Consider the following 14,268-nt stretch of genomic DNA (forward strand, 5'->3'; position numbering starts at 1 on the left):
ACGGCCCTGTCATGTGCGATTCAGCCATACGCGAGCGATCGGCAGGGCGTGCTGCGCAGAGGCCACCTTAGGCTTGTCAGGCGCCTTGGTGCCGGGGGCAAAGTCGATCTGACCATCAGCGATTGGGAACGCGGCTAGTGGTGCCCCGGTGCGATTGGCGCGCAGGAAATACGGAATGGCGCGTAGCGGCGACCCGTCGGCCCACTGCCCCTCCAGCGCGATGGCGCCGCCCAGCAAGTCCCCCCGCCAGACTGCCGAGGGTGGCGCGGACAGCGGCCTATCGAGGCTCGCCTGATCGGCCTGTTCCCCCGCATAGACCAGCGGACCATAGCGCAGCGCGACCTGCCCCCGCGTCGCCTCGACCTGATCGCTGGCGCGGATCTGCTGCACCGCCATGGGCAGCATGAAGGCCACCGTGTCGCCCTTGCTCCATACGCGCTCGATCACCGCATAGCCGTTTTTGATACGCAAGGGGGCAGGTTGGCCGTTAACCGTCAATTCACTCAGCCCCTCAACCGCCGGGGTGGCGGTATAGAGAGCGCTGGTCGCCCGGTTAGGCACGCGGACATGCAGGGCAAAGCGCGTGGCCTCCGCCGGGTTTACGGTGATCGCCACGGCCCCGCTCCATGGGTAATCGGTGCGCTGCACCACCTCGACGGCGGTGCCAGCAACGTCACCGACCGCGATGCGGCTGCCCATGAACAGGTTCACGAACAACGCGTGCGGCCCCTTCACATAGGCCCAGGTCGGCGCCATCAACAGCGTGCGCGGGATGTTCGCAACACAACAGGGGCAGGAATGCCATTGCGTCCGCTCGGTATGGTCCAGCGGGTTGGTGTAGCAAAAGCTGGTGCCGTCAAGGTCGATGCTGCCCAGCAAGGCGTTGTACATCGTCTCCTCATAGAGGTCGGCATATTTGGCGTCGTGATAGGCAAGGTTCATCTTGTACTGAAAGAAAATCAGTCCGCAACTGGAGCAACTCTCGCAATAGGCGTCTTGTTTGAGCGCGTAATCCTTGCCGAAGCCCTCGGCGGTATCCCCGCTGCCCACGCCGCCGGTAACGTAGTATTTGCGGTTCACCATATTGTCCCACAGCGACATCACCGCGCTCTGGTAATCGACATCGCCGGTTTCCGCCGCAATGTCTGCCATTCCTGAATAGAAGTAGACGGCGCGCACGGCATGGCCCACAGCTTCATATTGCCGGGCGGGCGGCAGGTGACTTTGGTCATATTCCGAACCACCCTCACGCGAGTCCAGCAAGAAGCGTGCGAGGCGAATGTAGGCGTCGCCGCGCCCTTGCCCTTCCACATCGTTGACGAAGCGACCAAAGCGCACCAGTGCCTGCTCCATCTCCTGATGCCCGTCGAACCACGCCCTTTTGCCCGGCCCGATATTGGCCACCCAACAATCGGCCAACTTCCTGGCGGCATCGTACAGGCGGCGGTCGGTGCCCCCAGTCAGCGTGTAGTGATTGATGGCCGATTCTAGGAAATAGCCCGCGACATAACCTTCATGATTTGCCCGGTTGCCGGGGTTCCAGCGGGTGGGCCAGTCCTTCCGGTCGGCCAGGGTGAAAGCGGTCTGCAAATAGCCGTCTGGCTCCTGCGCGGCCAGAATGATGGGTATCCAGCGTTCCAGCGTGGCGCGCATGTGGGCCTGGGCCTGCATCATCTGCGCATCACCACGCGGATCAACCATCAGCGCAAGACAGATGGCCTCTACCGTCTGATGCACCCAGGCATTGGAAAACACGTAGCCCTGGTGGCCGCCATGGGCCTCGCCACGCAGCGCCTTGGCTGCCTCGATGAAATTGTCGAGCCCGCCTCGGCCCGTGGGCAGATCAGTGCGTTCACACTGGGCGATACAATGGGGAATCCAGTTGACGACAAGCGCCTTGTAGCGCGCATTCCACAACGGATTATCCATGGCGAAAGCCGTGGTATAGACCACATCAAGCCGCTGGGCTGGCGGCGGCGGCACTACGCGCACACTCAGGGCAGCCCTTGCCAGCTTGCCGCCATCGGAGCCCACAAGTTGCAGTTGATAGTCGCCGGCCTTCGAAAAGCGTGCCGACGTGATGGCAGAGTTCTCATCTGCGAAAGTTACATCCCCCGGACCGCTGGCCTTGAACCAGCGCAGCGCTCCGGGCTTGGCCTGCCGTAACCAATGCGCTGCACCTGACAGATAGGTCTGTCCACCCAGCACGGTTTGACGATCTACCCCCGCGATCACCACCGGTGCCAGCGCTGGCGGCTCCCCTTCACTCATCACTCGCCATCGCAGCAGACCGGCGGCCTTGCCTGCCACCGGCGTCAATTCAAGGCGCAACCGGTCCGTATGAACAGGCGGGAAATCCAGCTGGTTGAAGCGATCCCCTGTCACTCCCAGCATGGCGCTGGCGCCAACCGGAACAAAGCTCTTGCCATCCCACCAAGTTAGCCTTGCCGCCTTGGGCAGCGCCACATCCCACCCGTCCTGCGCCCAGAACACCGAGATATGCCCAGTGGTGACCGGTTCGGCCCAGCGCAGTTCGATCCAGTCAGGCTCGCGGCTGGGCCATGTGCTCCACATGCCCTGAGAGCCGTCGTTAGACGCATGTGGCGCCGGCTGCGCAAAAATCGCCTTCAGCCAACGGTCGTTGGTCGTGGCGGAGGAACTGGCGGAAGCCAGAGGCGCCAGGTCCACCGGCATCGCTTTGGCCAGTAAGCCTTGGCCCGCCCACGCCTGCGCGGCATGCAGCGACAGACCAGCCAAGCCGAGGCCGCCGAGCAAAAAATGCCGCCGTGATGCCGCCAAGCCGATGGGTGCATGTGCCTCGTCCACACAGCTGAAACCGTCCGTAAAGGTGCGACCACTACGGCATGCTGCTGAAAAACCGCGATCTGCCCTCAACATTCTCCGCACATCCTCCGCCAAGAGCCAGTCCGGTTCGGCATATGGTTCCTTTATGTCAGCGCTAACATATCCTCCTACAATTATCGGTGGCAAGTGCTATGGTTGAGGATAACGGAATGGTGGCGAACACGCCATTATGCCTTGGATTTCCTTGTCAATTGGAGGACTTTCTATCGCTGAAGACATCGAGACCTCGCCACACTGTCCAGAATACGTCCGACTATACCGACTTACCCATACCGCCCGTCAGCCGCTTGAGGTAGCGCTATCGGCGGCCAGATACAGAAAATGGGGTAGAGGTCTTGAACGCGATCGCACTGCTAGCGGCCTTGACGCTGTCGCCGCAAAATCGCCGTGCTGGCGACCTTGCCCCATAGCGCGCCACCTGCTCCCTTGAGGTCGCTGCCGCGCGCCAGCACCTGTTTGTCCTGACCGACATTGGCGGCGAGCCCGCTGACAGCCAGCCAATGGTGTGTCCGATGCGGTATGCCAGCCGGATCCATCGCGCCTGCCGACGCTGAGGCCAATTACTATGTTGCCAACGAGACCCTCGATATGGTCGCCTGAGTCAAGTGAAGCCGCCAGCGGAAAACCTGGGACAGAGTACGCTTCAATCTGAGGCCCGACCTGACTGGGGAGAGTCTTGGGGTGATTCAAAGGACGGCCGTGCCCTTAAATGACCTATAATCAATGCAGTATAGGTCAAGTCCGAATCCCTCCGTCTCCGCCAGGGCCGCGCCACCCGCCCGCTCAAGCTCGCCCGCCGCAAGCTGCTGTTGATCCTGCGGTCGGGGCTAGGCGGGGTCGATCAGGGCGAGCACGCCGCGATTGCACAGGGCACGGACGAATTCGAGGGTCGCCTCGGACCATGCGGGATCAAGTGGGGTCCGTGGGCCGGCGCAGAGCTGGCGGGCGCAGCGGGCGCGCTCGCCGGTGCAGTCCTCGGCCGAACCATCGACGAACAGGACGCAGGCATCGTCTCCGTTTGCCACGAAGGCAAGCCGGCTGGCGGGGTTGCGTTCGAGCACCAGCCCCTGGGCGCAGGCCGCGCGCAGGCGCCTGGACGACAAGGGCCGGTCCGGGCTCCAATCGACCTCAGGGTAGCGCGGCTGGGTGACATGGGCGCCGAACAGCCGGGCGAAGCCACCCGGGTCGGCAAGGCGTTCGAGCACCATGGCCTGCATTCGCGCGATCGCCGCCGGCGCGATCTCGCCCGGATTGTCCTGGACGGTCACCGCGCCGGCATCGCCGTAGCGCTCGTCCTCGCTCAGCTGCGACAGGATCTCGTCGCACCAGGCCGCGGTCAGCTCGGCCACGGAAGGGGCACGGAACCCGATCGAATAGGTCATACAATCGTCGCTGAGCGCCACGCCGTCATGGGCAAAGCCGGGCGGCAGATAGAGGATGTCGCCCGGCTCGAGCACCCAGTCGTGCTCGGCCGTGAATCCGGCGAGCAGGCGCAGATCGTCGTGCGGCTGGAGCGCGGTGGCCGCATCGCAGCGCGGCCCGACCCGCCAGCGCCGGATGCCGAGACCCTGGACGAGGAACACGTCGTACTGGTCGAAATGCGGGCCGACCCCGCCGCCGCGGGTGGCGTAGCTGACCATCACGTCGTCGATCCGCCAGTTGGGCAGGAAACGGAACGGCTCGATCAGCGCGGCCACCGCGGGCACCTGCTGGTCGACTGCCTGGACCAGCAGGGTCCAGGGCCCGGGGCCGAGCGTGGCGAAGCGGTCCGGCGAGAGCGGGCCATGCTCGACCTGCAGCGTGGGGCCCGTGATCAGCCGCGATTCGACGCCCGGCTCGCAGGCCAGTCCGGCAAGTTCGTCGGGCTCCAGCGGATTGTGCCATTCGGCCCAGGCCTGCCGCAGCAGCAGCGGCTCGCGCTGCCACGTCTGGCGCAGAAAGCCGGCGGGATCGAAGCCGCGCAGGGCCAAGGGGGCGAAGGAGGCGGTTTCAGCCATGGCCGCTGCGCCGCAGCCGGACGAGCACCTCGTCGAGCGCCGAGAGGAAGCGCGAGCGGTCGGCCTTGCCGAACGGTGGCGGTCCGCCGACCACGTCGCCGTTGGCGCGCAGGTCGGCCATGATCGCCCGCGTCGCCACCGCATGACCGATCGAGGCGGTGGTGAAGGGCTTGCCGGTTGGCGCCAGGACGGCGGCGCCGGCCTTGAGGCAGCGATCCGCCAACAGGATGTCGGCGGTCACGCAGACCATGCCCGGGGCGGCCGCGGCGGCGATCCAGTCGTCGGCGGCATCGAATCCGTCCGAGACCAAGATCCGCCGGACCAGCGGATCAGGCGGAACGCGCAGCGGACTGTTGCTGACCACCGTGACGGGCACGGCATAGCGCTGCGCCACCCGGTAGATCTCGTCCTTGACCGGGCAGGCGTCGGCATCGACGAGGATGCCGATCACGCCGCGCCGTCCTCGTCCGGCACGGTGATGGCGATCACCTCGATCGCCTCGTCGCGGCCACCGAAAGGCAGGACATCGCCCACCTCGGCATCGCCCAGCGCGCGGGCCAGCGGCGCCGAGAAGGCGACCAGCCCGGCGGCGGGATCAGCCTCGTCATCGCCCACCAGGGTGATCGTCCGGTCCTGTCCGTTGAGGCGGAAGCGCACCGTGGTGCCGAACGCCACCACGTCCCCGGCGGGAGCTGGCACAAGCTCGGCGGTAATCTCGCGGGTCTGCCAGTAGCGCAGGTCGCGGCGCAGCGCGGTCAGCGCGGCCTCGTCGCCAGCCGCCGCACCGATGGCCCGCTCCAGCCCGGCCACCCGCGCCCGGATCTGCGCCAGACCGCGCGCGGTCACGCGGTTGGGACCGGGCGGAATCGGGATCTCGAACCTGGGCTCGAGGTGTTCCTCGTCCCCGTCCCGGCGGAAGGCCACGCTCATCGCCAGCCCCCTAGACCGCGACCGCCTCGAGCGCTTCGCTCGCGGCCAGCCATTCGCCTTCCGCCGCGGCGATCCGGTCCTCGAGCTCGGCCCGGCGCTTCATCAGCTCGGTCATGGTCAGCTTCGCCAGGGCTGGCTGAGCCGCCTTGGGATCGAACATCGCCTGGTCGATCGCGCTGCGCTCGGCGGTGAGCCTTTCGAGCTGCTGCTCGGCGGCGCGAGCCTGCTTGCGCAGCTCCTGGCTCTTCTCACGCGCTTCGGCGGCAGCCTTGCGCTGGTCCTTCTTGTTGACCCCGCGGGCCGCGCCCTCGTCGCGCGCGGCGACCGGATCCTTGGCGAGAACGAAGCCGATGTAGTCCTCGATCGACCCGTCGAAGTCACGCGCAGTGCCCTGGTCGACCAGCACCAGCCGGTCGGCGGTCATCTCGAGCATGTGGCGATCGTGGCTGACGATGACCACGGCACCGGAATAGGCGTTGAGCGCCTGTACCAGCGCCTCGCGCGCATCGACATCGAGGTGGTTGGTCGGCTCGTCGAGGATCAGCAGGTGCGGCGCGTCGCGGGTGATCAGCGCCAGCGCCAGGCGGGCGCGCTCACCCCCGGACAGCTTGCCGACCTCGGTGGTCGCCTTGGGCCCGGCGAAGCCGAACCGGCCGAGCTGGGCCCGCACTGCCGCCGGACTGGCGCCCTTCATCGCCACGGTCATGTGCTGGAGCGGCGTTTCGCCCGGATCGAGCTCCTCGACCTGGTACTGGGTGAAGTAGCCCACCTTCATCCGGCTGCTGGCGGCCATGCTCCCGGCCATCGGCGTGAGCTGCGCGGCGAGCAGCCGCGCCAGCGTGGTCTTGCCGTTGCCGTTGCGGCCAAGCAGGGCAATGCGGTCATCCGGGTCGATCCGCAGGTTGAGCCGGCGCAGGATCTCGGTCTCGCCGTAGCCGGCCGAGGCGAGGTCCAGCGTGATCAGCGGGGGGCGCAGCTCGTCGGGGTTGGGGAAGTCGAAGCTCAGGCTCGGATCATCGATCAGTTCGGCGATCGGCTGGAGCTTGGCCAGCGCCTTGGCCCGCGACTGCGCCTGCTTGGCGGTCGAGGCTCGCGCCGAATTGCGGGCGATGTAGTCCTGCAGGCGCTCGCGCTCGGCCTTCTGCTTCTCGCGCGCCGAGGCGATCTGCGCCTGGCGCTCGGCCCGCTGGCGCTCGAAGGCGTCGTAGCCACCGGGATAGAGCGTGAGCTTGCCACCGGACAGGTGGAGGATGTGATCGACCACGTTGTTGAGGAAGTCGCGCTCGTGGCTGACCAGCAGGATGGTTGCCGGATAGGACCGCAGGAAGTCCTCGAGCCACAGCACCGCCTCGAGATCGAGATGGTTCGACGGTTCGTCCAGCAGCAGCAGGTCGGGCTGCGAGAACAGCAGGGCCGCCAGCGCGACGCGCATTCGCCAGCCGCCCGAGAAGCTATCGAGCGGCCGGTGCTGGGCCTCTTCGTCGAAGCCGAGTCCGACGAGGATCCGGGCTGCGCGCGAGGGCGCCGCGTGGGCCTCGATCGCGATCAGCCGGTCGTGGACTTCAGCCAGCCGCTGGGGATCGCTGCACGCCTCGCTCTCGACCATCAGCGCGGCACGCTCGGTGTCCGCGGCCAGTACGGTCTCGAATGGAGTAGCCTGCCCGGCCGGCGCCTCCTGGGCGATGTAGCCGATGCGGCTGCCGCGCGGCATGGCCGCTTCGCCGCCATCCGGCTCGAGCTGCCCGGCGACCACCCGCACCAGGGTTGACTTGCCGGCGCCATTGCGGCCGATCAGCCCGACCCGCCCGCGCGGGGGCAGCTTGGCCGTGGCCCCGTCAAGGATGGTGCGGCCACCGAGACGGACGGTGATGTCGGAAAGGTTGAGCATGCTGCGCGCCTAGCAGGAACCTGCCGATGGCAAAAGGCGGCGTGGTCAGAGCAGCCGGGGCGTCTCGCCCAGCCCTGCGGTCGGCGGGGTGCGGCCGCTGCGCCGTGCGGCCCAGGGTTCGCGGCTGCGGTCGATTTCCAGCCGGCCGGGGTAGGTGCGGCACAGCGCCAAGGCTGCGGCGGCATCACCGTCCAGCCAGGTCGCCCAATCCTCCGGGGACAGCACCAGGGGCATACGATCGTGGCTCTCCGCCACCTGCGCCGCGGCATCGACCATGACCATGCTATAGGCTGCCCCCCACTCCGCCGTGTCACGCCACAGCCCGGCGAGGGCGAATGGCCTGTCCCCCGGCAGCGCGTACCAGGTGCGGGTCATCCGCCCGGGCTCGCCCTCCGCCTCGGCCCAGGCGCTGGCGGGGATCAGGCAGCGCCGGTGGCGGAAGCTGTCGTGCCAGAATGCGCCGAGCAGCTTGTCGGACCTGGCGTTGTTGACCGGTCGGGGCTTGCGCGGCCGGCCTGAACCCCCGGCCAGGGCCAGGGGGAAACCCCAAGTCATCGCGCGAAGGTGACCGCCGCTCACGACCAGTCCCGGATAGCCCGGGTAGACCTCAGCCGGGACATTGGCCGTGACGGGCGCAACCCGGAACAGTCCGGCGACCTCGTCGGCAGGATGGCGCATCTTGTAGAGGTTGCACACCGCGCCAGTCTGACCGCCTCCGACACGGAGTCAACAGGCCCTTGCGGCGGGCCTACGCGGTCCTCCGAGGATCTCCGCAGCATGGCTTCCGAAGACAGTTAACCATGCGAATAGACAGGAATTTCAGCCTTGGGCGCTAGTCTGACAGCAGGAGAAAAGTTGCAGTGTCGTGAAAAGAATAGGCAAATCGCTGCGCAAGCTGCTTGCAACCTATCGTCTCCGCACGGACGATCGCGATCTCTTGCGCGCTCAGTTCCTCGAACTGCTGCGCCACATCCCGCTGCTGTACGCGATCCTGTCAGCCAATGTCATCGCGGTCGCCATTGCCGCCTCGCACATCGATTCCTTCTGGCTGACCCGGGTCATTCCGGTGGCCTTCTGCGCCTTCTGCCTGACCCGGGCGATCTGGTGGTGGCGTCGGCGCTTCGGCCATTTCAACGACGCCACGATCCGCCGGCTGATGGTCAGCACCAGCCTGATCGCCTCGCTGCTTGCCGCGGCAGTGGTCGGCTGGGTCATGGTGCTGTTCCCCTTCGGCAACCTGTCCGACCACAATCACCTGGTGTTCTTCGTCGCGATCACGCTGATCGCCTGCGTGTTCTTTCTCATGCCGGTGCGCTCGGCCGCGCTCAGCGTGGCCTCGATCGGGATCGTTCCCAGCATTCTCGCCTTCCTCCTTGCCGACGGCGGGCGGATGTGGGTGGAGGCCTCGATCCTGGCCTTTGTCGGGCTGGGCATGGTCCACGTGCTCAACCGCTACAATCGCTCGTTCGCCGAACTGATCTACTCGCAGCGCGACCTGCGCAACCGACAGCTCGAGACCGAGCGGCTGAGCGAGGAGAACCGCCGCATCGCCCTGACCGACGCGCTCAGCGGCCTGCCCAACCGGCGCGCGCTGATCGCCCGGCTCGAAGACATCCACCGCCGCTCGACCCAGAACGCGGTAAGCGTGGCGATCCTGTTCGTCGATCTCGACGGGTTCAAACAGATCAACGACAACTTCGGTCACGAACTGGGCGATACGATCATCCGCCGGGTCAGCGACGAGTTCGCCCGGCTCCTGCCCGAGCAGGCCGTGCTGTTCCGCATGGGTGGCGACGAATTCTCCATCCTGTTCGAGGGCCCCGGCGCAGCCACCCTGGCGATGGAGGTGGCCGGCGCGATCCTCACCTGGCTGGGCCTGCCGCTGCGGCTCGCGGCACACGAATTCCAGCTGGGTGCCAGCATCGGCATGGCCAGCAGCGAGGACGACGCGGTCGATCCCTACGAGCTGCTGCGCCGCGCCGATACCGCGATGTACCGGGCCAAGGCCGAGGGCGGCAACGGCGCCCAGGCCTATACCCCGGACATGGATCTGGGCCGCGAGTGGCGCCAGCAGGTCGAGGCCGAGATGCGCGGCGGGATCGACCGTGCGGAGTTCACCGTGCTCTACCAGCCGCTGGTCGAGGCGCGCACAGGGAAGATCATCGCGGTCGAGGCCCTGGCCCGCTGGCCGGGCCGCCGCGGCGAGGAGCTGGGCCCGGGCGATTTCATCCCGGTGGCGGAATCGAGCGGCCTGATCCACCCGCTCGGCCTGCTGGTGCTGCGGCGGGCCTGTACAGAACTGGTCGGCCACGGGCAGCTCCGGCTCAACGTCAACGTCTCGCCCGCGCAGTTCCGTCACCCCCACTTCGAAAGCGAGGTGGCCGCGGTGCTGCACGAGACCGGCTTTCCTCCGGAACGTCTGCAGATCGAGATTACCGAAGGCTATCTGATCGACCACCCGGCCCGGGCCAACCGCGCCATCGCCGCCTTCACCGACATGGGCGTGCAGGTGGTGCTCGACGATTTCGGCTCGGGCTTTGCGAGCATCGGCTACCTGCGCCAGTTTCCGTTCAGCGGGATCAAGATCGACAAATCACTGGCCGTTGGCCTGGGCCGCGATCCCAAGGCATTGTTGCTGGTCACCGGCATGGTCCACCTGGCCAACGGGCTCGAGATGTCGGTCACCGCCGAGGGCATCGAGACCGAACAGCAGGCCGCCCTGTTCCGGCTGGCGGGCTGCCATGAGCTGCAGGGCTACTACTTCGGCATGCCCGCATCGCTCGCCGCAATCGAGCATCTTCCGATCCGGAGCGCGGCCTGACCACGGCCTTGACAGGTCTGTTCCGGGTTCACGGAAGCCGTCACGATCCAAGCCCTCCAGCGCATCGGCTCAGAAATCGGCGATGATCGAACCCGTCAGCCGGCGCGGGGCGTTGGTCCTGAAACCGCCTCCCCCGGACACTCGCCAACCGAATACGTCAGTCAGGTTGGCGAGTTTCACGCGCAGGATCGCCGGGCTGGTGCCGATCTTGAAGCGATAGCGCGCCGCGAGGTCGGCGGTGAGACGCTGGGGAATGGAAAACCGGTTCAGCGCATCGGCTTCCCGTCGCCCCTCGAACAGCAGGCGCAGATCCACCGACCAGCGCTTTTGCCCGGCCGGCATCCAGTCGACGCTGGCGTCGATCAACGTCCGGGTCCGGCCAATCGGCCGGCGCCCCAGGCGGCCATCGGCCACCGCCTCGCCGGTCACCTGAGCGTCCATGAACACGGCGCCAGCTACAAAGCTCAGTCCGCTGACCGGCTTGCCCGACAGCGAAAGCTCATAACCCTGATGCTGCACTTCGCCGAGGATCTTGAAGAATCCGTCGCTCCGGTCGATCTCGAAATAGGGTTTGCGCAGGTCAAACCAGGACGCCACGAAGCGGATGCTGCGCGACAGGGCCAGGCGCAGCCCGGCTTCGAACTGCCTGGTGCGCAGGGCCGGAAGCACCTCGTTGGCGTTGACCGCGTTGAGCGGCGCGCTGCCGGTTTCTTCAAGGCCGCGGGTGGTGGCCGTGTAGAGAGTCAGGCTGCCGTTCAGCTTCAGAGCCAGCGCCCCATTCCACAGCCAGTTGCGGTCACGGCGCGAAAAACTGGGCAGGTCGGGGCTGTCGATCGCCTTGCGGTAGTCGCTGCGGGTCACCCCAAGGTTCAGTTCGCCGCGATCCTGCCAGACCAGGTCATAACCCACCGAGGCCATGGTCTGCCGCACCCGATCGTCGGTCAGGACCCCATAGACCCTGACCGGCTCGGGCACGGGATCGGGCACACCGATCTCTCCCGGCCCGATCGCGGCCAGATCGAAACCACCATAGCGGGCGTCGACGGTCCGCCCCCGAACGGAGGCGATCAGGCGATGGCGGCGCGGGCCATCGCGCCAGTCACGCGACACCCGCGCTTCGCCGGACCAGGACACATAGGACTGATCCCGCCCGGATTGGATGAAGCGCTGCCCAATCCCGTCCCGGTCAACGCGGGCAAACCAGGCCGAGGCAAAATCATCCTGGGTGAAGCTGCTGCGAAACAGGCCAGCTTCAACCTTCCAGCCGCCCCGCGTGGTCTTGGCCAGACCGCCGAAGTTCTGGCTGTGCCCGGATCGTAGAGCCCAGTCCTGCCCGAAGTAGCGGCGCCGCTTGATCTCCTTGGGCAAGTAGGGACCCGCCGTGTAGATCAGCGGGCCGGTTTCCTCGTCCCCGTAATCGTAGCGGCTGAAGAACACCGTCAGTTCTGAACGCGGCGCAGGCTGCCAGCGCAGGACGTTGCCATAGCTCACGAACCAGGCGTTGACGCCATCGGGATAGCGATCGTCGAAATAGCCGACAGCAGGATAGATCCCGAGGTTCGATGTCAGCGGAATGCCGGCCTCGAGGGTGGCGTCGACGCCGAAATAGTCCCCCGCATTGATCCGCGCAGTCACGATCGGTCGATCGCCGTTGGGACGGCGCAGGGTTGCATCGACAATGCCGGTGGGAGCCGGGAAAGGTTGCCCAAAGGCCGTCAGCCCGACCTTGATGTCGCTTTCCGCGACGAACAGGTTGCTGATCCCGCCGGATTCATCGAAGTACAGCCCCTCGATCCGCGCGTTGCCCGCGTCATTGGCGGAAAAGCCGCGAACCTCCCCACTGGCATAGATCCCCACCGATTCACTGCCGACGCTCTTGCCGAAGCCATCGTCGGCGGCCGTTGCGGCGTTCTCTGCCGCGCGCTGCGCCTTCGCTGCGCTGGATGCCAGCGCGACGACGGCTATCAGCAGGACGCGCAGGTCCCTCAGCACGGCAACGGAAAAGCCGCCTCACCGGTGCGCGACGCCTCCAGCGGGGTATCGATCACCAGCACCAGTCGGCGCTCACCCGTATCGCCAACCGGGGGAGAACGGTGGAAGCAGGGTGGGTGTCCGTCGTGGAAGAGCCTGCCCTTGAACAGGGCGATGGTACCCGCCGGCAGTCGCTTGAGGTTCGCCTCGATCGGCTCGTGGCCGTGGGGGACATAATCAGTGCCGGGCCCGAAATAGGTCGTGATCAGGCGCACGTCGGTATAGTCGGCATGGATCTTGCGGCAGGCGTTGGTGTTGATCGCCTCAAGCCGGATGCGGACCTCGGATAGCCCCAGCAGCGCCGCAAAGCGGGCGACCAGCGCGCTGATATCATCGCGCAATGCAGCGGGCAGGTCGCCCAGTGCCGCAACCGCTGCTGCCAATGGACCCTCGCCCCGCCACTCGCGCGGCGCCGCCAGCGCAAGCGGCTGCGCAAGTGCCTCCAGTTCGGCAATCGCGCGGGGTTCGATCAGGATCGGCCGGTCAGGCAGCCTGATCTCCTGCCAGCGCGCCCCTTGCGTCGAAAGCGTAGCCACGGGCATGGCTTCATCCAGCCTTGGCGCCAATGAGGCACAGCGAGCCGCTCATCGGCGGCACAGATAACGTGATGGACTGCACAACACCTCCCAGGTCCGGACCGGCTGACCGCCGTTTCGCTGGCCTGCCCTTGCGCAAGAGCGAACGGCTCGTCAATGCGATAATATAACATATCACTTCAGCCAGGGCTTGGCGGATCGCTCGGTTGCGGCGCCGGACGCCTTGGCAGGGGCGCGCCGCTGGCCTGTGCTGGCGCGTAGTGGGTCAGTCGCCCTTGGCCAGCATCCGCTGCAGCCAGCGACGGAAGCGCGCCACCAGCGGATCCGACCATCGCGCGCGACTGCACCGCAAGTAGTAGGCGCCGAGCTGCGCCGTGGCCCAGCTATCGCCGGCCGGTTCGACTGCGACCAGCGTTCCGCGGGCAAGGTCCTCGGCCACCAGGAACCGGTTGGCAAGCGCGATCCCCTGTCCCGAGCGGGCCGCCATAAGGGCCAGATGGGCCTGACCAAACCGGGCAGCAGGTGCGCGCAGTCCGTCGGCAGCCAACCCCTGCACGGCCAGCCACTGCAGCCATTCATCGCCTGCCCCCTCGTGCACCAGGGGTAGGCCCAGGATGTCGGCCCGGCGCTCGATCCCGCGCGGCAGGCCAGCCAGGAACGCCGGGGCAGCGACCGGAAACACATCCGGCCGGGCGAGCAGTTCGGTCCGGACATTGGCAGGTTGCGACTTGGCCGCACCATCGGCGAGATAGCGAATGTCGCCATCAACCTCGTCCTTGTCGAAGGCCGGTTCGGCATCGGTGGAATGAAGATCGACGAAGGCCGCCCCGGCCACTCCAGTGCGGCGCTGAAAATCAGGCAGGCGCGGCGCGAGCCAGTGCAACGAGAAACCGGCCGAGCACCAGATAGTGAGCGACCGTCCGCGTGCGCCAGTGAAGGCGGTCGTCGCGGCTTCAAGCTCGCTGATCGCTGCGGACACCTGGGCATGGTAACGACGGCCCGGCTCGGTCAGTTCACCAGTGCGGCGGTTGAACAGGGTTACCCCGAGGTGCTGCTCCAGCATGCCGAGGTGGCGACTGATGATCGCGTGGCTCAACCCCAGCTGGACGGCTGCCTTGCGAATGCCGCCGCTGCGTCCAACGACATCGAACGCACGCAGGGCGGCAAAAGGCGGCAACGGGGGCGGAGCCATACTGGTAA

Annotated in this window: 10 protein-coding genes; 1 reads left to right on the top strand and 9 read right to left on the bottom strand. The window is 66.8% G+C overall.

Features of this window, described 5'->3' with window-relative positions:
- Window positions 1–9: 9 nt before the first annotated feature.
- The 6 genes from H7F53_RS04580 to H7F53_RS04605 form a co-directional block, all read right to left on the bottom strand.
- Entirely contained in the window at window positions 10–2,826 is a 2,817-nt protein-coding gene (locus tag H7F53_RS04580) for a glycoside hydrolase family 127 protein (RefSeq protein ID WP_221773567.1), read from the bottom strand.
- 866 nt (window positions 2,827–3,692) lie between these two features.
- A complete protein-coding gene (locus H7F53_RS04585) occupies window positions 3,693–4,862 on the bottom strand; it encodes a cupin domain-containing protein (protein ID WP_185678301.1) in 1,170 nt (389 codons plus the stop codon).
- Window positions 4,855–5,310 (bottom strand): YaiI/YqxD family protein, encoded by a 456-nt coding sequence (locus H7F53_RS04590; RefSeq protein ID WP_185678416.1) that lies wholly within the window; start codon window positions 5,308–5,310, stop codon window positions 4,855–4,857. The genes H7F53_RS04585 and H7F53_RS04590 overlap by 8 nt, the downstream gene beginning before the upstream one ends.
- Window positions 5,310–5,792 carry a GreA/GreB family elongation factor gene (locus tag H7F53_RS04595; RefSeq protein WP_185678302.1) on the bottom strand — a complete coding sequence of 161 codons (483 nt, stop codon included), beginning with the start codon at window positions 5,790–5,792 and terminating at the stop codon, window positions 5,310–5,312. The genes H7F53_RS04590 and H7F53_RS04595 overlap by 1 nt, the downstream gene beginning before the upstream one ends.
- 10 nt (window positions 5,793–5,802) lie before the next feature.
- On the bottom strand, window positions 5,803–7,680 hold the full coding sequence (locus H7F53_RS04600) for an ABC-F family ATP-binding cassette domain-containing protein (RefSeq protein ID WP_185678303.1): 1,878 nt from the start codon (window positions 7,678–7,680) through the stop codon (window positions 5,803–5,805).
- A gap of 45 nt (window positions 7,681–7,725) precedes the next feature.
- Entirely contained in the window at window positions 7,726–8,376 is a 651-nt protein-coding gene (locus tag H7F53_RS04605; RefSeq protein ID WP_185678304.1) for an SOS response-associated peptidase family protein, read from the bottom strand.
- Window positions 8,377–8,617: 241 nt separating this feature from the next.
- Here H7F53_RS04605 and H7F53_RS04610 point away from each other — a divergent pair, with 241 nt between their 5' ends.
- Complete coding sequence (locus tag H7F53_RS04610) at window positions 8,618–10,501, top strand: putative bifunctional diguanylate cyclase/phosphodiesterase (RefSeq protein ID WP_185678305.1); 1,884 nt, start codon at window positions 8,618–8,620, stop codon at window positions 10,499–10,501.
- Window positions 10,502–10,570: 69 nt separating this feature from the next.
- Here the strand turns inward: H7F53_RS04610 and H7F53_RS04615 are convergent, their stop codons facing one another.
- The 3 genes from H7F53_RS04615 to H7F53_RS04625 form a co-directional block, all read right to left on the bottom strand.
- Window positions 10,571–12,493, bottom strand: coding sequence for a TonB-dependent receptor (locus tag H7F53_RS04615; RefSeq protein ID WP_185678306.1), 1,923 nt, complete (start codon window positions 12,491–12,493; stop codon window positions 10,571–10,573).
- Window positions 12,487–13,074 (bottom strand): DUF1826 domain-containing protein, encoded by a 588-nt coding sequence (locus H7F53_RS04620; protein ID WP_185678307.1) that lies wholly within the window; start codon window positions 13,072–13,074, stop codon window positions 12,487–12,489. The genes H7F53_RS04615 and H7F53_RS04620 overlap by 7 nt, the downstream gene beginning before the upstream one ends.
- A 259-nt stretch (window positions 13,075–13,333) precedes the next feature.
- Entirely contained in the window at window positions 13,334–14,260 is a 927-nt protein-coding gene (locus H7F53_RS04625) for a LysR substrate-binding domain-containing protein (RefSeq protein WP_185678308.1), read from the bottom strand.
- Between the last annotated feature and the right edge of the window lie 8 nt (window positions 14,261–14,268).

The sequence above is a fragment of the Novosphingobium piscinae genome (genome assembly GCF_014230355.1).
In the GTDB taxonomy this organism is placed as follows: Bacteria; Pseudomonadota; Alphaproteobacteria; order Sphingomonadales; family Sphingomonadaceae; genus Novosphingobium; species Novosphingobium piscinae.

What these genes read in the sequence shown, in the direction of transcription:
- H7F53_RS04585 (WP_185678301.1), bottom strand. Translation starts at nt 4,862, where the DNA reads ATGGCTGAAACCGCCTCCTTCGCCCCCTTGGCCCTGCGCGGCTTCGAT.
- H7F53_RS04595 (WP_185678302.1), bottom strand. Translation starts at nt 5,792, where the DNA reads ATGAGCGTGGCCTTCCGCCGGGACGGGGACGAGGAACACCTCGAGCCC.
- H7F53_RS04600 (WP_185678303.1), bottom strand. Translation starts at nt 7,680, where the DNA reads ATGCTCAACCTTTCCGACATCACCGTCCGTCTCGGTGGCCGCACCATC.
- H7F53_RS04620 (WP_185678307.1), bottom strand. Translation starts at nt 13,074, where the DNA reads ATGCCCGTGGCTACGCTTTCGACGCAAGGGGCGCGCTGGCAGGAGATC.
- H7F53_RS04625 (WP_185678308.1), bottom strand. Translation starts at nt 14,260, where the DNA reads ATGGCTCCGCCCCCGTTGCCGCCTTTTGCCGCCCTGCGTGCGTTCGAT.